This window comes from Streptomyces sp. NPDC015032 (assembly GCF_043080425.1).
Classification (GTDB): Bacteria; Actinomycetota; Actinomycetes; order Streptomycetales; family Streptomycetaceae; genus Streptomyces.
Genome location: NZ_JBIBVN010000002.1, coordinates 499,991 through 519,675 on the forward strand (window position 1 = coordinate 499,991; position 19,685 = coordinate 519,675).

Annotated in this window: 15 protein-coding genes and 1 pseudogene; 10 read left to right on the forward strand and 6 right to left on the reverse strand. The window is 70.9% G+C overall.

Translation table 11 applies throughout. The features are described from left to right. Positions 1 to 167: 167 nt before the first annotated feature. Positions 168 to 977, reverse strand: coding sequence for a putative protein N(5)-glutamine methyltransferase (locus tag ACF08M_RS05115; RefSeq protein WP_392183840.1), 810 nt, complete (start codon positions 975 to 977; stop codon positions 168 to 170). Between the two features lie 283 nt (positions 978 to 1,260). After that, complete coding sequence (locus tag ACF08M_RS05120; RefSeq protein WP_392183984.1) at positions 1,261 to 2,760, reverse strand: MDR family MFS transporter; 1,500 nt, start codon at positions 2,758 to 2,760, stop codon at positions 1,261 to 1,263. 148 nt (positions 2,761 to 2,908) lie between these two features. Here ACF08M_RS05120 and ACF08M_RS05125 point away from each other — a divergent pair, with 148 nt between their 5' ends. Continuing rightward, on the forward strand, positions 2,909 to 3,499 hold the full coding sequence (locus ACF08M_RS05125; RefSeq protein ID WP_392183841.1) for a TetR family transcriptional regulator: 591 nt from the start codon (positions 2,909 to 2,911) through the stop codon (positions 3,497 to 3,499). Positions 3,500 to 3,836: 337 nt separating this feature from the next. Here the strand turns inward: ACF08M_RS05125 and glnA are convergent, their stop codons facing one another. Beyond that, entirely contained in the window at positions 3,837 to 5,198 is a 1,362-nt protein-coding gene (gene glnA, locus ACF08M_RS05130) for a type I glutamate--ammonia ligase (protein WP_073735717.1), read from the reverse strand. A 243-nt stretch (positions 5,199 to 5,441) separates the two neighbouring features. Between glnA and ACF08M_RS05135 the strand changes: the two genes are divergently transcribed. The 6 genes from ACF08M_RS05135 to ACF08M_RS05160 all read left to right on the forward strand — a co-directional run bounded on the left by ACF08M_RS05135 (position 5,442) and on the right by ACF08M_RS05160 (position 11,362). Next, positions 5,442 to 6,119 (forward strand): DUF3105 domain-containing protein, encoded by a 678-nt coding sequence (locus ACF08M_RS05135; RefSeq protein WP_392183842.1) that lies wholly within the window; start codon positions 5,442 to 5,444, stop codon positions 6,117 to 6,119. Further along, positions 6,116 to 6,835, forward strand: a complete 720-nt coding sequence (locus ACF08M_RS05140; RefSeq protein ID WP_392183843.1) for a DUF305 domain-containing protein — start codon at positions 6,116 to 6,118, stop codon at positions 6,833 to 6,835. Before ACF08M_RS05135 ends, ACF08M_RS05140 begins: the two co-directional genes overlap by 4 nt. 127 nt (positions 6,836 to 6,962) lie before the next feature. Next, entirely contained in the window at positions 6,963 to 7,391 is a 429-nt protein-coding gene (locus ACF08M_RS05145; RefSeq protein ID WP_392183844.1) for a CBS domain-containing protein, read from the forward strand. 202 nt (positions 7,392 to 7,593) lie between these two features. Beyond that, the gene (locus ACF08M_RS05150; RefSeq protein WP_392183845.1) at positions 7,594 to 7,773 is read left to right on the forward strand and encodes a hypothetical protein; all 180 of its coding nucleotides are present in this window, start codon (positions 7,594 to 7,596) and stop codon (positions 7,771 to 7,773) included. Positions 7,774 to 7,838: 65 nt separating this feature from the next. Beyond that, a complete protein-coding gene (locus tag ACF08M_RS05155; RefSeq protein ID WP_392183846.1) occupies positions 7,839 to 9,530 on the forward strand; it encodes a multicopper oxidase family protein in 1,692 nt (563 codons plus the stop codon). Between the two features lie 77 nt (positions 9,531 to 9,607). Continuing rightward, positions 9,608 to 11,362 carry an NAD+ synthase gene (locus ACF08M_RS05160; protein WP_392183847.1) on the forward strand — a complete coding sequence of 585 codons (1,755 nt, stop codon included), beginning with the start codon at positions 9,608 to 9,610 and terminating at the stop codon, positions 11,360 to 11,362. A gap of 119 nt (positions 11,363 to 11,481) precedes the next feature. Here ACF08M_RS05160 and ACF08M_RS05165 read toward each other — a convergent pair whose 3' ends face one another. Together ACF08M_RS05165 and ACF08M_RS05170 are read right to left on the reverse strand one after the other, a co-directional pair. Beyond that, complete coding sequence (locus ACF08M_RS05165) at positions 11,482 to 12,513, reverse strand: endonuclease/exonuclease/phosphatase family protein (protein WP_392183848.1); 1,032 nt, start codon at positions 12,511 to 12,513, stop codon at positions 11,482 to 11,484. Between the two features lie 312 nt (positions 12,514 to 12,825). Next, positions 12,826 to 13,101: pseudogene (locus ACF08M_RS05170) on the reverse strand (TetR/AcrR family transcriptional regulator); the annotation flags it as partial. 99 nt (positions 13,102 to 13,200) lie between these two features. Here ACF08M_RS05170 and panB point away from each other — a divergent pair. From panB to ACF08M_RS05185, 3 genes are all read left to right on the forward strand, one after another. Then, positions 13,201 to 14,088 carry a 3-methyl-2-oxobutanoate hydroxymethyltransferase gene (gene panB, locus ACF08M_RS05175; RefSeq protein ID WP_392183849.1) on the forward strand — a complete coding sequence of 296 codons (888 nt, stop codon included), beginning with the start codon at positions 13,201 to 13,203 and terminating at the stop codon, positions 14,086 to 14,088. Between the two features lie 138 nt (positions 14,089 to 14,226). Beyond that, entirely contained in the window at positions 14,227 to 15,249 is a 1,023-nt protein-coding gene (locus ACF08M_RS05180) for an ATP-binding cassette domain-containing protein (protein WP_392183850.1), read from the forward strand. Next, positions 15,246 to 16,094: an ABC transporter permease gene (locus ACF08M_RS05185; protein ID WP_392183851.1), complete on the forward strand. Its 849-nt coding sequence runs from the start codon at positions 15,246 to 15,248 to the stop codon at positions 16,092 to 16,094. Before ACF08M_RS05180 ends, ACF08M_RS05185 begins: the two co-directional genes overlap by 4 nt. 98 nt (positions 16,095 to 16,192) lie before the next feature. Here the strand turns inward: ACF08M_RS05185 and ACF08M_RS05190 are convergent, their stop codons facing one another. Continuing rightward, entirely contained in the window at positions 16,193 to 19,684 is a 3,492-nt protein-coding gene (locus ACF08M_RS05190; RefSeq protein ID WP_392183852.1) for a BTAD domain-containing putative transcriptional regulator, read from the reverse strand. Position 19,685: the final 1 nt, after the last annotated feature.

Genomic DNA, 19,685 nt, shown 5'->3' on the forward strand with positions numbered 1-19,685 from the left:
GGCCTCGCGTGCCCGGCTCTCCGTACGGCTGCGCTCCCCGGGCCCGGCCGCGCCGGACACGTCGCGGCCACGGTCCCGGTGTGCGACCGGACCGCCCCCGTCCACCACGGCACCCGGCCCGCGCAGCGCCTGGGAGTAAGGCCGGGCTCCCGTCGGCGGGGCCCGGTTCACGGGCCGTCAGGGGTGGCGGCGCCGGGCCGGGTCGCGACGACGACGGTCGCGTACAGCTCGTCGGAGGTGACGACGCGCGGGATCAGGCCGCTGCGGGCGATGGTCTCCTCGGCCCGGGCCGCCTGCCGTTCGCTCGTCTCGACCAGCAGATGGCCGCCCGGTGCCAGCCACCGCGGGGCCTCGGCGGTGACCCGCCGCAGCACGTCGAGACCGTCCGTGCCGCCGTCGAGTGCGACGCGCGGTTCGTGGATGCGGGCCTCCGCGGGCAGCAGTTCGACGTCCTGCGTCGGTACGTACGGCACATTGGCGAGCAGAATCTCCACCCGGCCGCGCAACGAGCCGGGCAGCGGCTCGAAGAGGTCGCCCTCGTACACCCGGCCCGCATCGGCGATGTTGCGGCGGGCACACCGCACGGCCGCGGGTTCGACGTCGGCGGCGTGCAGTTCGGTCCGGTTCAGTGTCGCGGCGAGCGCGGCGCCGAGGGCGCCCGATCCGCAGCAGAGGTCGACGACGACCGCGCCGGGCCCGGCGAGGGCGGCGGCCTGCCGGACCAGGAACTCGGTGCGGCGACGGGGTACGAACACGCCGGGGTCCACGGCGATCCGGAGACCGTTGAACTCGGCCCAGCCGAGGACGTGTTCCAGGGGCAGGCCGGCGGCCCGCCGTTCGACCATGGCGGCGAGCTCGGCGGGGTCCGCGGCCGTGGAGAGAATCAGCTCCGCCTCGTCCTCGGCGAATACGCAGCCGGCGGCGCGGAGTGTGGTGACGATGGAGGAGACGACGAGCGGTGAGGCGGAAACCGACATGAAGCGGAGCCTTTCGGGAAAGCCGATGGGCGCTCCGCGGTCGATTATGTCGGGTCGACCACGCGATCGTGCGGAGTGAGCACCCAGCCTGATACAGCGGTAATGGGTCTCACCTCCTTGGTCGGTCCCGTGTGGGGACGGGTCACACTACCTCAGTCGCGGCGTCCGGCGGTGCTCCGGCCGGGAGGACCCGTCCGGCCCGCTTCCGTTGTTCGCTCCCCCCTGCCCGCCGCCCGTACGACCCCCGCCGCAGCCGGGGCAGACGTACGGACGGCAGGGCCTGCTACAGATCCACGCTGTCGCGCAGCTTCGTCGGCGTCAGGAACAGGGCGGCGATCACACCGATCAACGCGATCGCGGCCGAGATCAGGAAGATGGTGCCGGTCGCGTCGCCGTACGCGGCACGCACCACTTCCTGGATCGGGGGCGGCATCGCGTCCATGTTCAGGGTGGCGCCGCCCGAGGACGAGGCCGCGGGGTCGACGCCGAGCTTCGCCAGGCCGTGGGTGATCTTCGTGGCGACCTGGTTGGCGAGCACCGCCCCGAGGACGGAGACCCCGATCGTGCCGCCGAGCGAACGGAAGAAGGTGATCGCGCCGCTGGCCGCGCCGAGTTCACCGAGCGGGACGGTGTTCTGGAGGACGAGGACGAGGTTCTGCATCGACATGCCGACGCCGACACCGACCGCGAGCATGCCGACCGAGACGAGGACCAGCGAGGTCTCGTGGTCGATGGTGGACAGGCCCAGGAAGCCCAGGGTGAGGACGACGACACCGGTGATGATGTACGGCTTGACCTTGCCGGTCCTGGAGACCAGGCGTCCGGCGACGGTGGAGGAGACCAGCACGCCGAACATCAGCGGGATGGTGAGGAGTCCTGCCTCGGTCGGCGAGTAGCCGCGGCCGATCTGGAAGTACTGGCCGAGGAAGACCGCGCCGCCGAACATCGCCATACCGACCGCGAGACTCGCGACGATGGCGAGTGCGGGATCGCGGCGTCGTACGACATGGAGCGGGACGACCGGCTCGTCGACCCGGTTCTCCACCACGACGGCGGCGATCAGGATCAGGGCGCTGGCGGCGACCATGACGAGGGTCTGCCAGGACAGCCAGTCGAAGTCGTTGCCGACGAAGGTGACCCAGAGCAGCAGCAGGCTGACGCCGGCGGCGATCAGCGAGGCGCCCAGGTAGTCGACCTTCGTCTCCGGACGGCGGATCTCGGTGAGGTGCAGGGTGCGGGTGAGCATCACGAGGGCGATCAGCGTGAACGGGACGGCGATGAAGAAGCACCAGCGCCAGCCGAGCCACGACGTGTCGGTGATGAAGCCGCCCAGCAACGGCCCGCCGACGGTGGCGACGGCCATGACACCGCCCAGGTACCCGTTGTAGCGGCCGCGCTCCTTGGGGCTGATCATCGCCGCGATGATGACCTGGACGAGCACCTGCAGAGCGCCCATGCCGAGGCCCTGCAGGGCGCGGAAGGTGATCAGCTGCCCGGTTGACTGGGCGAATCCGCAGGCGATCGACGAGACGACGAAGATGCCGATGGATATCTGGAGCAGCAGCTTCTTGCTGAAGAGGTCGGCGAGCTTGCCCCAGATCGGGGTGGAGGCCGTGGACGCCAGCAGGGACGCGGTGACGACCCAGGTGTACTGCGACTGGGTGCCGTTCAGTGAGCCGATGATCTTCGGCAGTGCCACCGAGACCACGGTGCTGCTGATCATCGCCACGAACAGCACGATCAGCAGCCCGCTCAGTGCCCGCAGCACATGGCGGTGGTCCATCGGCGCGACTTCGGTCGGCGCGGCCGTTCGTGCGCTCACACGCAACCTCCGGAGGGTTCGGACATGGGCAGGAGAGGCTTCACCATACATGCCCAATGGGCAATTTTGCTCACTGGGCAACTATGCTCGGCGCGGAGATAATGAACCCATGGAGAGCTCTGTGGGACTGCGGGAACGCAAGAAGGAAGCCACCAGGCAGGCCGTGCACGAGGCCACCCTGCGGCTGACCGTCGAGCACGGCTTCGACCACGTCACGGTGGAGGCCGTCGCGGACGCGGCGGGGATCTCCCGCAGAACGTTCTCCAACTACTTCACGGGCAAGGAGGACGCCCTCCTGTACGGGGAGGAGCGGCAGATCAGGGAACTCGTCCGCACCCTGCGCGACCGGCCCGCCGAGGAGACCGCGTGGGAGGCGCTGCGGGCGTCGATGTCGCAGTTCACCGAGCGCGTCGCACCCCCGGAGCGGGAGTGGGCCCTGCGCACCAGGCTGGCGATGCGTCACCCCTCGCTGCTCGCCCGCCAACTCGCCAACCACGCCGCCCTGGAACGGGACCTGGCCGAGGCGGTGGCGACCCGTCGGGGCCCGCGGGAGAACCCGGTCCGCCCGCTCGTCCTGGCCGCGGCGTTCCTGTCCTCGCTGCGGATCGCCATGCGGATGTGGATCGAGGAGGACCTGGCCCGGGAGCCCTCCGAGGTGATCGACGAGATCCTGGACGAGATGGGCCACCGGTTCGACTGACGGAGCACACGGCTCCGCGTTACGGGCCGCTGCTGGCTGCCGCGATCGGCGGCCCCGGAAAACGGTTCGACGGCTTCGCGGGGCCTGGCACAGTGGCGCGCCATGGCGGCCTTCGAGCGGGTGACCGCTGCGGACGTGCGGCTCATCCCCGGGCGCGCGAGCTGTACTACAGCGTCGGGTTCCGGGAGTTCGCGCGGGACGCACCGCTCATCGGAACCAGGACCGCGGGCTGAGGACCGGCCGTTCGGGCAGACGAACCGGGACATGGCGCTCCCCGACCGTCGGCCCCGGTTGCCGTTCCACGACGCGCACTGCTTCCTGAGCGGCTGACCTGCGCCTACAGCACCGGCAGCAGGTTCTTCAGCTCGAAGGCGGTGACCTCGCTGCGGTACTCCTCCCACTCCTGCTTCTTGTTGCGCAGGAAGAAGTCGAAGACGTGCTCACCGAGCGTCTCGGCGACCAGCTCGCTCTTCTCCATCAGCGAGATCGCCTCGCCCAGGTTCTGGGGCAGCGGCTCGATGCCCATGGCGCGGCGTTCCGCATCGGACAGGGCCCAGACGTCGTCGTCGGCGCCGGCCGGGAGTTCGTAGCCCTCCTCTATGCCCTTGAGGCCCGCGGCCAGCAGCACCGCGTACGTCAGGTAGGGGTTGGCGCCGGAGTCGATGGAGCGGACCTCGACCCGGGCGGAGCCGGTCTTGCCGGGCTTGTACATGGGGACGCGGATGAGCGCGGAGCGGTTGTTGTGACCCCAGCAGATGTACGAGGGGGCCTCGCCGCCGGCGCCCGCGGCGCGGGACGAGCCGCCCCAGATGCGCTTGTAGGAATTGACCCACTGGTTGGTCACGGCGGAGATCTCCGCGGCGTGGGTGAGCAGACCGGCGATGAAGGAGCGGCCGACCTTGGACAGCTGGTACTCGGCGCCCGACTCGTAGAAGGCGTTGCGGTCGCCCTCGAAGAGGGAGAGGTGGGTGTGCATGCCCGAGCCGGGGTACTCGGAGAACGGCTTCGGCATGAACGTCGCCTGCACGCCCTGCTCCAGTGCCACCTGCTTCATCACCAGGCGGAAGGTCATGATGTTGTCGGCGGTGGAGAGCGCGTCGGCGTACCGCAGGTCGATCTCCTGCTGGCCGGGGGCGCCCTCGTGGTGGCTGAACTCGACCGAGATGCCCATGGATTCGAGCATGGTGATCGCCTGGCGGCGGAAGTCCATGCCGACGTTCTGCGGGGTGTGGTCGAAGTAGCCCGAGCTGTCGGCGGGGGTGGGGCGGCTGCCGTCGACCGGCTTGTCCTTCAGCAGGAAGAACTCGATCTCCGGGTGGGTGTAGAAGGTGAAGCCCAGGTCCGAGGTCTTGGCGAGGATGCGCTTGAGGACATAGCGGGGGTCGGCGAAGGACGGCGAGCCGTCGGGCATCAGGATGTCGCAGAACATCCGGGCCGTGCCCGGGGCCTCCGCGCGCCACGGCAGGATCTGGAACGTGCCCGGGTCCGGTTTGGCGATCATGTCGGACTCGTACACCCGGGCGAAGCCCTCGATGGCCGAACCGTCGAAGCCGATGCCTTCGTCAAAAGCCTGTTCCAGCTCGGCGGGGGCGACAGCAACGGATTTGAGGTAGCCGAGGACATCGGTGAACCACAGCCGTACGAAGCGGATGTCTCGCTCCTCAAGCGTCCTGAGGACGAATTCCTGCTGCTTGTCCATAGCCACATCCTTGCAGTTCAGACGGTCCGTGCACCACCGCCCGGGGTAGGGAAGATGCTCCAGTATCACGACCCGGGATTTCACCCAGATTACGCACACGACGTGAGAGGGAGCACCCTGCCACCCACTACGATCTGCGCCCATGGCGCGCAAGGGGTGGAGCGGCTTCGCGACGGCCCCGTGAGCACCTGTTCCCGACCGCTTCTTGTCCCTTCCCTCCTCTTCGCAGAAGGACCTGACGACATGAGCTTGGACCGCAGGACCCGCATGGAGCAGATGCGCAACACCGACCGCTCGCGTGAGCGCCGCAACCGTGTCCTGGCCATAAGCCTGAGCGTCCTCGTCGTCGCGGGTCTGGTCGGTTTCGGCTCGTACCTGGTGCTGGACAAGTCCGAGGCGTCGGCGAAGAAGCCCGATGCCCGGGCGGACGACGCCAAGGCGCCCGGGGCGGACCGGAAGACGCCGGCCGTCGGGCCGATCGAGGGGCTGAAGACGTGGGACGCGAAGAAGCTGACCCGCAACCACGTCACCACGCCGGTCACGTACCCGATGAAACCTCCGGTCGGCGGTGACCACAACCCCGTGTGGATGAACTGCGAGGGCGAGGTGTACGAGAAGGCGATCCCCGACGTGAACGCCGTGCACTCGCTGGAGCACGGATCGGTATGGGTCACGTACACGGACAAGGCCTCGGACGCCGATGTGGCGAAGCTCGCCGAGCGGGTCGGCAGGACGCCGTACTCGCTGATGAGCCCGTACGAGGGCCAGGCCGGGACGATCATGCTGAGTGCCTGGGGCAATCAGGTGACGGTGGACGGCGCCGAGGACCCGCGGGTCGACCAGTTCTTCAGCAAGTTCGTGCAGGGGGCGCAGACGCCCGAGCCCGGTGCGCCCTGCACGGGCGGGCTGGGGGCCCGATGACCGCGGTAGGGCGTGGCCGGCGGGTCGAGTGGGCGGCGGGCTCCGCCGTCGTGCTCGCGCTGCTCCTCGCGGGGGTGGCGACGGTCGCCTCCGCGCGGGGCGACGGCGACGATCGCGTCACCGCTCCCTCCCCGCGCACGCCCGCGGTGGACTCCGCGGACGCCGGTTTCGCCCGCGACATGGCGGTCCACCATCAGCAGGCCGTGGAGATGTCCTTCATCGTGCGTGACCGTACGCGGGACGAGGAGGTGCGCCGCCTCGCGTACGACATCGCCAATACGCAGGCCAACCAGCGGGGCATGATGCTCGGCTGGCTGGACCTGTGGGAGCTGCCGAAGGCCGCCGCCGGGCAGGAGCCGATGGCCTGGATGACGGGAGGGCACGGGGGACACACCATGGACGGCATGGCGGGCATGGACGGGACGGGGGCGGGGTCCGGATACCGGGCCCATGACGGCTCCCTGATGCCCGGCATGGCCACCAGGACCGAACTGGACCGGCTCCGCGGGGCGAGCGGCAGAGCGGCCGAGGTCCTGTACCTCCAGCTGATGACCGACCACCACCGGGGCGGCATCGACATGGCCCGGGGCTGCGCCCGGCTGTGCACGGTGAAGGCGGAGAAGCGCCTCGCCGGGGGGATGGCCGAGGCCCAGCAGTCCGAGCTGGACATGATGGCCGGCATGCTGGCGGCACGAGGGGCGAAGCCCCGGTCCTGAGAGATTCCCGCCGGCCCGCATCTGCACCCGAACGGGTGACAGCGGTCGCGTGCTCCGAACGGGCCCATGACGATGGGTTCGCTCGGGGCCGAACAGCATGCCCACCGGCACGCAGGAGGAATCCCTCATGACCACCGCCAAGGACATCATGCACACCGGGGCCACCTGGATCCCCGCGCACGAGACGCTCGACCGCGCCGCGCAGCTGATGCGCGACCACAAGGTGGGCGCGCTGCCCATCTCGGCCCGCGGCGCACAGGACCGGATGATCGGCATCCTCACGGACCGCGACATCGTGATCGGCTGCGTGGCGATGGGACACGATCCGTCGAAGATGACCGCGGGCGACCTCGCCCACGGCACCCCTCGCTGGATCGACTCGGAGGCGAACGTGGAGATGGTTCTGGAGGAGATGCAGACCCATCGGATCCGCCGGCTTCCGGTGGTCGAGAACAAGAAGCTGATCGGCATGATCAGCGAGGCCGATCTGGCGCAGCACCTCACCGACGAGCAGATCGCCCACTGGGTGGAGAAGGTCTACTCCCCCAGCGGCTGACCGGTCCCCCAGCGGCTGACCGGCTCGCGACCACCCGGATCAATGGCCTGGTATCCCTTGCACACGAGGGGTACCGGGCTGCCCGTGCGGTGCGCCCGAGGTCCCCGGGAGAGAGTCCCGCAGATCTCCCGAACAGCCCCGGAGAGCTGGGGCGATACGTTTCCGCGCGCGCCCCGCACCCAGCGCGGGTAGGGTGCTCGGCATGACTCTGAGTAGATACGCGACATACGGACAGTTGGGACAGTTGTCTCTGTTCGTCGCGCTGCTCATCGGGATCGTTCACCTCCTCGGGGGTGGCGGGGCGCGTCTCTTCCCGGTGCCGTGGCCGGCTCCGCGGCCGGGCCGGAACCGTCGCGCCCCGTTGTCGGTGCTGCGGATATAGGAGGGGCGCCTCCCCCTCCCCCAGCAGACCGAAATACCCGACAACACCCCGAGGTGCTCTCCGTCATGCGCACTCCACCTACTCGACGTGCCGTGCTCGGCGCCGCCGTCGCCACCGCCGGTGCGGCGGCTCTGGCCTCGTGCTCCGGCGAATCCGGCACGGGCCGCAGCGGTACGACGTCCGGCAGCGCGGGCCACGGGACCTCTCCCCGCGGAGGGTCCAAGGGCGAGTACGTCTCCCCGGACGGGGAGGAGGTCGCCGCGGCCGAGGCCCGGCGGCCCTCCGGCCCCGTACGGAAGATCGACCTCACCGCCACCCCGTCCCGGCTCGATCTGGGCGGCGGCCTGGTCGTCGGCTCCTGGGCCTACGACGCCCGGCTGCCCGGACAGGAGCTGCGGGTCTCGGTGGGCGACATCGTCGCGCTCAAACTCGCCAATCACCTTCCGGCGGCGACCACCCTGCACTGGCACGGCCTCAACGTGCGCAATGACATGGACGGCGTACCCGTCCTGACCCAGAAGCCCATCCGGCCGGGAGCGGAATTCGCGTACCGCTTCAAGGTGCCGCACCCCGGGACGTACTGGTTCCACCCGCACACGGGCGTCCAGCAGGACCGCGGGCTGTACGCGCCACTGATCGTCGAGGACCCGAAGGAGACCCTCAAGTACGACAAGGAGTGGGTCGTCGTCCTCGACGACTGGGTCGACGGGGTGGACGGCTCCACGCCCGACGGCGTGCTCGACGAGCTCAGCCATGGCAGGGGCGGCATGGACCACGGCGATTCGGGCCACGACGGGATGGACCACAAGGGCGACTCGGGGAACAGCGGGCACGGCGGGCACGGCGGGTCCCCGAAGAACCCCAAAGCCGCCAAGCGGCGTTCCGGCCCCTCGCGGATCGCAAAGAATTCCTACAGCGAACTCCTCAAGAGCCACGGGGGCAATGTCGCCTACCCGCACTACCTGATCAACGGCCGCATCCCGAAGTCCCCCAGCTCCTTCACCGCCCGGCCCGGCGACCGCATCCGCCTGCGCATCATCAACGCGGGCGGGGACACCCCCTTCCGTGTCGCGCTCGGCGGCCACCGGATGACGATCACCCACACCGACGGCTATCCCGTCCGGCACACCACGACGGACGCCCTGGTGCTGGGCATGGGCGAGCGGTACGACGTGATGGTCACCGCAGGGGACGGAGTGTTCCCGCTGACCGCGCTCGCCGAGGGCAAGCGGGCGTCGGCACTGGCCCTGCTCCGTACTGGGAAGGGCACGGCACCCACCGCGTCCGTACGGCCCAAGGAGCTGGACGGAAGGCTGGTGGAGGCGCACGAGCTGGCGCCGGACGAGTCCGTGGCACTGTCCGTGCGCAAGCCGGACCGGACCATCCGGTTCCGGATGACCGGCAGCATGGCGGCGTACGACTGGGCCTTCGACCACGAGCCGTACAACCCCCGCCAGCGGCATGCGGTCAAGGCGGGTGAGCGGGTCAGGCTGGAGTTCTACAACGTCACGGAGATGTGGCACCCCATCCATCTGCACGGACACTCGTTCGGCCTCGTGGGACCGGCGGGGCCGGATCACCGGGCCACCCGGCGGGGCCAGGCCGCCTGGGCGCGCAAGGACACCGCGATCATCCGGCCGAACAACTCGCTGGCCGTGGAGTTCGACGCGGACAACCCGGGGCTGTGGATGCTCCACTGCCACAACATCTACCACTCGGACGTGGGCATGATGACGGTCGTCGGCTACCGCCGCTGACTGGTTCCCGGCGGGCGGCCGGCCGGGCGGGCGGCCCGCCAGGACATCGCGTCAGTCAGACGATTACACTGGGGCGCGTGCCTCAACTACGCCTCGCACTGAATCAGATCGACTCGACCGTCGGTGATCTCTCCGGCAACGCCGAGGCGATCGTCCACTGGACCCGGCACTCCGCCGAACAGGGCGCCCACCTGGTGGCGTTCCCCGAGATGGTGCTGACCGGCTACCCCGTCGAGGACCTGGCCCTGCGGCCGTCCTTCGTCGACGCCTCGCGTCAGGCGCTGCGCGCGCTCGCTGCCCGTCTCGACGCGGAGGGCTTCGGGGAGCTGCCGGTCGTCGTCGGTTTCCTCGACCGCTCCGATGCGGCCCAGCCGCGTTACGGCCAGCCCGCCGGCGCCCCGCAGAACGCCGGCGCGGTGCTGCACCGGGGGCAGGTCGCGCTGGCCTTCGCCAAGCACCACCTCCCCAACTACGGCGTCTTCGACGAGTTCCGGTACTTCGTGCCGGGCGACTCGATGCCGGTCGTACGGGTCCACGGCGTCGATGTGGCGCTCGCGATCTGCGAGGACCTCTGGCAGGACGGCGGCCGGGTGCCCGCCGCACGGGCCGCCGGTGCCGGGCTGCTGCTGTCGATCAACGCCTCGCCGTACGAGCGGGACAAGGACGACACCCGGCTGGAACTGGTCCGCAAGCGGGCCCAGGAGGCCGGCTGCACCACCGCGTATCTGGCGATGATCGGCGGTCAGGACGAGCTGGTCTTCGACGGCGACTCGATCGTCGTCGACGGGAACGGCGAAGTGATCGCCCGCGCCCCGCAGTTCGCCGAAGGCTGCGTCGTCCTCGATCTGGACCTTCCGGCCGCCGCGGCCGAGGCGCCGTCCGGTGTGGTGAACGACGGGCTGCGGATCGACCGCGTGGTGCTCTCCGAGGAGCCCCTCCCGGCGTACGAGCCGGAGCTGGCCGGAGGTTACGCGGAGCGGCTCGACGACGACGAGGAGCTGTACTCGGCGCTGGTCGTGGGCCTGCGTGCGTACGCCGCGAAGAACGGGTTCGGCAGTGTACTGATCGGGCTCTCCGGCGGGATCGACTCGGCGCTGGTCGCCGCCATCGCCTGCGACGCGCTGGGGGCGCAGAACGTGTACGGCATCTCGATGCCGTCGAAGTACTCCTCCGACCACTCCAAGGACGACGCGGCCGAGCTGGCCCGCCGCACCGGGCTGATTTTCCGCACCGTACCGATCGAGCCGATGTTCGACGCGTACATGGGCTCGCTCGGGCTCACCGGCCTCGCCGAGGAGAACCTCCAGTCGCGGCTGCGCGGCACGATGCTGATGGCCGTCTCCAACCAGGAGGGCCAGATCGTCCTCGCACCGGGCAACAAGTCCGAGCTGGCGGTCGGCTACTCGACGCTGTACGGCGACTCGGTCGGGGCGTACGGGCCGATCAAGGACGTCTACAAGACGTCGGTCTTCCGCCTCGCCAAGTGGCGCAACCGCGCCGCCGAGGAGCGCGGGCAGACTCCGCCGATCCCGGAGGCGTCCATCACCAAGCCGCCCAGCGCCGAGCTGCGCCCGGGACAGGTCGACACGGACTCGCTGCCCGACTACGACGTACTGGACCGGATCCTGGAGCTGTACGTCGACCGGGACCAGGGTCTGGACGAGATCGTCGCGGCCGGGTTCGACGCCGCGCTGGTGGCGAAGACGCTGCGGATGGTGGACACGGCGGAGTACAAGCGGCGGCAGTACCCGCCGGGCACGAAGATCTCCCCGAAGGGCTTCGGCAAGGACCGGCGGCTGCCGATCACCAATCGGTGGCGCGAGTCGGTCTGAGCGAGCGGCCACCGGGCCGTCCGGCGGCCGCTCCTCCCCCGGTCGCCGGACACCCTTGGTTCCTGTTCGGAGCAAACCCTCTCAGACGGTTTGCTCCCGCGGGTGAACGGACCGTTCCGTCAGAGTTCCACGCGCGCGGCGATCGGAAGGTGGTCGCTGTCCGTCGCCGGGAGCGTCCACGACGACATCGGTTCGACGCCCTTCACCAGGATCTGGTCGATCCGCGCCATCGGGAACGAGGACGGCCAGCTGAAGCCGAAGCCGTCGCCGGCCGCGCCCTGGGTGGACCGCATCTGCGAGGAGACCGCCTGGAGCGCGCGGTCGTTCATCGTGCCGTTGAGGTCACCGAGCAGGATCACCTTGCCGAGCCGTTCGTCGGCGATGGCCTCGCCCAGGGCATCCGCGCTCTCGTCGCGCTGGTTGGCGGTGAATCCGGCGTGCAGCTTGACCCGTACGGACGGCAGGTGGGCCACGTAGACGGCGACCTCGCCCCGGGGCGTCTTCACCGTGGAACGCATCGCCCGGGTCCAGCCCATCTTGATGTCGACCGGCCGGGTGTCGCTCATCGGGTACTTGCTCCACAGGCCGACGGTCCCCTGCACCGAGTGGTACGGGAAGCGGTCGGCGAGCGCCTTCTTGTACGCCGGCACCCGGCCGCTCGGCAGCTCCTCCAGGGCGATGACGTCGGCGCCGGAGTCGGCGATCTTCCGGGCGGTGCCCGCGGGGTCGGGGTTGTCGGCGTTGACGTTGTGGGTGGCCACTGTGAGCCCGCCGCCGCTGCCGGACTTGTCGTTGAGCAGGAGTCCGCCGAAGAGGTTGAGCCAGACCACGACCGGCAGCAGCAGGGCGATCAGCGCGGTCGCCGAGCGGCGCACCAGGCCCAGGATCAGCAGCAGCGGGATGAACACGCCGATCCACGGCAGGAACGTCTCGGTGAGGCTGCCCAGGTTGCCGATGGTGTTCGGGATGTCCGCGTGCAGGGCCATCGCGAGGGTGAGAAGGACCGCGCAGACGGCGAGGACGATGCCGCGCCGCCAGATGCCCTTGTCATGGCGCCATCTGTCGAGCAGGTCCCGGAAGCGGGATCCGGTTCCGGTGGGCCGCGGCTCCGCACGGTCGTTCCCGGTGTCCGCTCCGTACCCCTGCACCATCGCGCTGTCCTCACTGCCTTGCCTTGCGTGTCGCCGCGCCCTCGACCCTAGGCGATGGACGGCGCGTTTCCCGCCGTCCACGGCGACTGTACTGCCACGAGGACGAAGGGCGGGGCCCGGCGAGTTCCTGCCGGACGGGGCCCACGGGGGCTTGTGACAGAACGATCACACTCGGGCGGGTCCGGGCGGATCAGCCGCCGTCGGCGGGCAGGAGCCGGTCGCCGGGGGCGGGCCGGGGGGCGAGGCCCTCCGTCAGGGCCTGGACGATGCGGTGGGCGAGGTCCTCGGGCAGCACTGCTTCGGGCCGGTGGATGGTTCCGGGGGTTCGATGGCGCGCAGGACGTCGACGAAGAGCTCCTCCTTGCCGCTCCACCGCCGGTAGATGGTCGCCTTGCCGACGCCCGCGGTCCGGGCGATCCGCTCGATGGACAGGCCGGCAAGGGGCTCACCGGCCTCCAGAAGTCCGGCCACGGCGTCCAGGATCGCCCGTTCGGCCGCCGCGCTGCGCGGTCGGCCGCTTCGCGGTTCCGGACCCTGCCGGACCGAATGGTTCCGGTTCTGCGTCTGCGCCTGTACCCGCACGTGAATCCACGGCCCACTTCCCGTGGACCGGCACGGGATGCCACCATGGAACCGGTCCGGGGACGCCGACAGGGCGCCTCGAGATGACGAAGGAGCCGTTGGCACATGTCGCTGCAGGCTGCGCAGAACAAGTCCGCCGCACCCCCCGCGGGTGCCCCCACCGACAGCAGCAAGGCGCTGTACGGAGGCAAGAGCACCCGCCGTATCTCCATCCATGACATCGCCGCCGCCACCGAGCGCGGCGAGAAGTGGCCCATGCTCACCGCCTACGACGCGATGACCGCGTCCGTCTTCGACGAGGCCGGCATCCCGGTCATGCTCGTCGGCGACTCCATGGGCAACTGTCACCTCGGTTACGAAACCACCGTGCCCGTCACGATGGACGAGATCGCGATCCTCTCCGCCGCTGTCGTCCGGGGCACCCGGCGCGCCCTGATCGTCGCCGACCTGCCCTTCGGGGCGTACCAGGAAGGGCCCGTCCAGGCCCTGCGCAACGCCACCCGGCTGATCAAGGAGTCCGGCGTCGGTGCGGTCAAGCTGGAGGGCGGTGAGCGCAGCCACGAGCAGATCCGGCTGCTGGTCGACGCCGGTATCCCGGTCATGGCCCACATCGGCCTGACCCCGCAGTCCGTCAACGCGATGGGCTACCGGGTACAGGGCCGCGGCGAGGAGGCGGCCCAGCAGATGCTGCGCGACGCCAAGGCGGTACAGGACGCGGGCGCCTTCGCCGTGGTCCTGGAGCTCGTACCGGCCGAGCTGGCCGCCGAGGTCACCCGCACCCTGCACATCCCGACCGTCGGCATCGGCGCCGGTCCCGGCACCGATGCCCAGGTGCTGGTCTACACCGACATGGTCGGGCTGACCGGCGGCAAGGTGCCGCGCTTCACCAAGCAGTACGCGAACCTGCGCAAGGTGCTGGGCGACGCGGCGAAGGAGTTCGCGCAGGAGGTCGTGGGCGGCGGCTTCCCGGCCGCCGAGCACACCTTCCACTGACCACTGATCCCAGCAGGGCCTGATCAGCCGGACAGGCCCTCGCACGGACCACTGCCCGCACCACCGACAGCCCGCCGACATCCCCCATCGGCGGGCTGTCGGCCTGCTGTCGGTGGAGTGTCGGCGGCGCCTGGTCCCATGGTGGGCATGACGCGAATCGACAAGAACCCCAGGAGCGGCTCGAACGCCGTCGAGGTCCGGGGGCTGGTCAAGCACTACGGCTCGACCAAGGCTCTGGACGGCGTGGACCTCGATGTCCACGAGGGCACCGTGCTCGGTGTGCTCGGTCCCAACGGCGCCGGCAAGACCACACTCGTACGCTGCCTGTCCACCCTGATCGTCCCCGACGCCGGACACGCCACCGTGGCGGGCTACGACGTGGTGAAGCAGCCCCGCCAGCTGCGCCGCACCATCGGTCTGACCGGGCAGTACGCCTCGGTCGACGAGAAGCTCTCCGGCTGGGAGAACCTCTACATGATCGGGCGGCTGCTCGATCTGTCCCGCAGGGCCGCCCGGTCCCGGGCCGACGAGCTGCTGGAGCGGTTCTCGCTCACCGACGCGGCCAGGAAGGCCGCGATGGAGTACTCCGGCGGCATGCGACGCCGGCTCGACCTGGCCGCCTCCATGATCGGCAGCCCGGCCGTCCTGTATCTGGACGAACCGACGACGGGGCTCGACCCCCGCACCCGCAACGAGGTCTGGGACGAGGTGCAGCGGATGGTCGCGGAGGGGGCGACCGTGCTGCTCACCACCCAGTACATGGAAGAGGCCGAGCAGCTCGCCAACGAGCTGACCGTCATCGACAGGGGCAAGATCATCGCCCGCGGCGGGGTCGACGAGCTGAAGGCCAAGGTCGGCGGCCGCACCCTGCAGATCCGGCCCTCGGACCCGGCGCAGCTGCCCGCGATGGCGCAGGCGATCCGGGAAGCGGGCCTGGACGGGGTCTCGGGCGCGCAGGCCGTCCCGGACGAGGGACTGCTGTACGTACCGATCCTCAGCGACGAGCAGCTGACCGCCGTCATCGGCCTGCTCGGCACCCGGGGCTTCTCGCTGGCGCACGTCGCCACCGCACTGCCCAGCCTGGACGAAGTGTTCCTGGCCATCACCGGCGAGAAGAGCACTTCCGCCACCGACACGATCCCCGAGGAGGTCGCGGCATGAGCACGGCGACTCTGACGCCCACCCCCACCGAGCCCGCACCGGTGCAGGCACTCCGCGACGAGGGCCGGATCGGGCTGCGCGGCAATCTGCGCCACATCGGTGCCCTGACGCGCCGCAATCTGCTCCAGATCAAGAAGGATCCGGAGTCGATGTTCGACGCGCTCCTGATGCCGATCGTCTTCACGCTGCTGTTCGTGTACGTGTTCGGCGGCTCGGTCGGCGGCAGTATGGGCGGCGGCCGGCAGGAATATCTGAACTATCTGATCCCGGGTCTGATGGCGATGATGGGCATGAACATCGCCATGGCGGTCGGCACCGGCGTCAACGACGACTTCCGCAAGGGGGTCATGGACCGGTTCCGTACGATGCCGATCGCCCGCTCCTCGGTCCTCATCGCGAAGATCGTGGTCGAGCTCGGCCGGATGATGGTCGCCACCCTGATCCTGCTGGGCATGGGCTTCGCGCTCGGCATGGAGCTCCAGACCTCGGTGCTCGGATTGATCGAGGCGATGGCACTGTCGGCCGTGTTCGGGGCCGCCATCATGTGGATCTTCATCCTGCTCGGGCTGACCCTGAAGACGGCCCAGGCGGTTCAGGGAATGGGGATGATCGTGCTGATGCCGCTCCAGTTCGGCTCCTCGATCTTCGCCCCGACCCAGACGATGCCCGGCTGGCTCCAGACGTTCACCGAGTACAACCCGCTGTCCAATCTGGCGGACGCGGCGCGCGGTCTGATGATGGGCGGTCCGGTCGCCCACTCGGTGTGGGTGACGCTCGGCTGGGCCACGGTGATCACCGCGGTGATGGCGCCGCTCGCGGTCGCCAAGTTCCGCAAGAAGTCCTGAGACGCGGTCCGACGCCGGCAGGTGCCGGTGCCGGACCGCGGGCCGGCCGGAGGCCGGCGTCGGTACGTACGCGGCCGGCCCGTGGTCCGGGCCGCGGTTCATTCCCGGTACGCGTCGACGAGGGCGGTGGCCTCCTCCAGGGAGAGACCGCCGCCCCCGGCGTACGCGGCCTCGTAGGCGGTCCGGCCGACGACGGCGACGGCCATTTCTTCCGTCCGGACGTAGTCGTGCCGCTCCATCGACGTCGGTACGTGCTCCCGGGGCAGCAACTGCTTGGCGGCCCCCAGCAACCGGGCGGCAAGCACGGCCCGTTGCTCGCCGCCGATCCCGGCCAGCGTCCGGGCGAGGGTGACGAGATGGACGACGGACATGTGCGGCGCCACCATCTGCGACAGCGGGTCGTGGGACCGCGTCAGCGCTTCCAGGCCCCGGGGCAGGGCTTCGGCGTACAGCCCGTCCTGGTTGTCCAGCCAGGCCAGCGCGCCCAGCACAAACCCCTCGAAGATCGCCACCGTCTCGGCACGGAACTCCTCGCGCAGCACCGTCAGTTGCTCGCGCGCCTCACCGGTGCGGCCACTGCGGCCCAGCCACAGGGCGAGGTAGAGCCGGGCGGCGGGCCTCGCCTCGTGCCTCGCCCGGTGCTCCTCGGCGAGCACCTCGCGCAGGATCTTCTCGCCCTCGTAGCCGCGGCCCAGTTCGGTGAGGACGGACGCGTATCTGGCGCGCAGGACCGACACCTGGGACTGGGCGCCGAGCCTTTCCGCGTACCCGATGGCGGCCCGGAAGTCCTCGGCCGCGCGCGCGTAGTCGCCCCGTCTCTCGCTGGCCTCGCCCCGGGAGGAGAGCGATTCGGCGGCGCCCCAGTCGTCGCCGAGCCGGCTGAAGATCTCCAGGCTCTCGTCGGCGTCCGCCTGCGCGTCGCCCGCCCAGTCGGTCCGGTTGGCCAGTACGTTCGCCCGCATCTGGAGGGCTCCGGCCAGCTCCCACTCGTAGCCGTACTCCCGGCTGGCGCGGACCGTTTCGTCCAGCAGCTCGCGCAGTTCGCCGACGTCACCGGTGATCATGATCGCGAAGAACCAGAGCATCGCGGGGGTACGGCAGGTCTGTGGCTGACCCGCCGTGTAGGTCTGCGCGATGACACGCAGCCGGGCCATGCCCTTCTCGTCGACCCACACGTCCCTGGCGTGGTCCATGCTGACCAGCTGGACCAGGGCGACCTCGCGCCGCGCCTCCTGGAGCAGTTCGGGCGACATGGGCGGTGGCGCGTCGATGCACCGTTCGTGGATGGACGGCGCGGGCTCGGCGGGCGGGGCGAAGGGGTCGGGGCCCAGCGCGGCGGCCGCGTCGGCCCACTGCAGGGCGTCGGTGCGCAGATCGCGCATCTGCCAGTACCAGCACAGCGACAGCACCATGCAGAGCGCCTCCTGCTCGTCGCGGGCGGCGACGGCACGGCGCAGGGCGGTACGGAGGTTCTCGTACTCGCGCTGGAGGAGTTCGATGACGGACCGCTGTCCGGCGCCGCGGAGTCCGGGTTCCGCGGTACGGGCCAGTTCCCGGAAGAACACCAGATGGCGCCGCTCCACGGTGTTCCGCTCCGCCGCCGAGTCGAGCCGTTCGGCGGCGTACTCGCCGACGGTCTCCAGCAGCCGGTAGCGCATCTCGCCGTCGTCGGCGGGCGCGGCGACGACGAGGGACTTGTCGACGAGCGAGCCGAGCAGCCCCGCGACCTCGCGCGCGTCCCGCGGTCCGTCCGCGCAGACGGCCTCGGCCGCGGCCAGCGTGCAGCCGCCCGAGAAGACCGACAGACGGCGCAGGACGGCGCGTTCGGAGGCGTCGAGCAGGTCCCAGGACCAGTCGACGACGGCGCGCAGGGTCTGCTGACGGGGCAGTACGGTGCGCGCCCCGCTGGTGAGCAGACGGAACCGGTCGTCGAGCCGGTCGGCGATCTGACGCGGCGTGAGCATCCGCAGCCGGGCGGCGGCGAGTTCGATGGCGAGCGGCAGTCCGTCGAGGCGGCGGCAGATCTCGGCGGCGGCGGCCGCGGTCTCCTCGTCGGCGTCGATCCGGAATCCGGGCCGTGCGGCGGCACCGCGGTCGGCGAGCAGCCGAAGCGCCATCGGGTCGGGAAGCGGGTCGACGGGGCGGACGAACTCGCCGGGCACGCCGAGGGGTTCACGGCTGGTCGCGAGCACGGTGAGTTCCGGACAGTGGGTGAGCAGATGATCGGCGAGGGCGGCTGCGGCCCCGACGAGGTGCTCGCAGTTGTCCAGGAGCAGCAGCATGCGGCGCCGGGAGCAGTGCTCGATGAGGCGTACGAGGGGGTCGCCCACGTTCCCTTCGGCGACCCGGAGTTCCTCGGCTCCCGCCCCGCGCAGCACGGTCTCGCGGGCGCCGAGCGCGGTCAGCACGGCCTCCGGTACGGCCTCGGGGTCGTCGACGGGGGCGAGTTCGGCCAGCCAGACGCCGTCCGGCCAGGCGGGAGCGACGGATTCGGCGGCCTCCTGGGAGAGCCGGGTCTTGCCCGCGCCGCCGGGGCCCAGGAGGGTGACCAGCCGGGCGTGCGAGAGGTCCGCGCGCAGGGCGTCGATGTCCCCCTCGCGCCCGACGAAGCTGGTGAGCCTGGCCCGGAGGTTTCCCTGCGGGGCGGCGGCCGGAGGCCGGTGCGGGTGGACCGCGGCGGCGGCCGCGACGGGCATGGCCGTGACGGGCATGGCCGTGACGGCCGGTGCGGCCGGTGCGGCTGTCGGGGCCGCTGTGGCCGGTGCGGCTGTCGGGGCCGCTGTGGCGGGCACGGCCCCCGCGGCCGTCGCGGCGTCGGCGGCCGTCGCGGCGTCGGCGGCCGGGCCCGTCGGACTCACCCGCGTTTCCGGTTCCTGGCGGAGCAACTCGGCGTGCAGGGAGCGCAGTTCGGGCCCGGGGTCGGCGCCGAGCCGGTCGGCGAGCACGGTGCGCACCTCGTCGTACGCGGCCAGCGCCTGCGCCGTGCGCCCGGCATCGCGCAGGGCCCGCAGTCGCAGCGCCTGGAGGGGTTCGTCGATCGGGTGCTCGGCGCACAGGGCGACCAGTTCGGGCAGGGCCTCGTCCGCACGCCCGAGAACGAGGGCCGCGGCGAGCCTGCCGCGGCGGGCGTCCAGCCGCCGGGTGGCCCAGCGGGCCGCGGGAGCGCCGCGGTCGGGCAGATCGGCCAGGGCCGGTCCGCGCCACAGGGCGAGCGCGTCGTCGAGCACGGTCATGGCCTTGGCCGCGTCGCCCTCCTCCAGCGCCCGCACCCCCTCCCCCGCGAGCCGCTCAAAACGGTGGAGGTCGACCGCGTCCGGCTCGGCGGCGAGCCGGTAGCCGCTCTCCGCCGAGGTGATCGCCGCATGGCCGAGGGCCCGCCGGAGCCGTCCGACGAGCGCCTGCAGGGCGCCCACCGCGTCGGCCGGCGGGTCGCCGTCCCACACCTCGTCGACGAGCACGGCGACCGGAACGGTGCGGCCGGGCCGCAGCGCGAGGACGGTGAGCAGGGCACGCAGCCGCGCCCCGCCGAGGGTGACGGCCGTGCCGTCGTCGCGGAGTGCCTGGGTGGTCCCGAGGATGCAGTAGCGCACG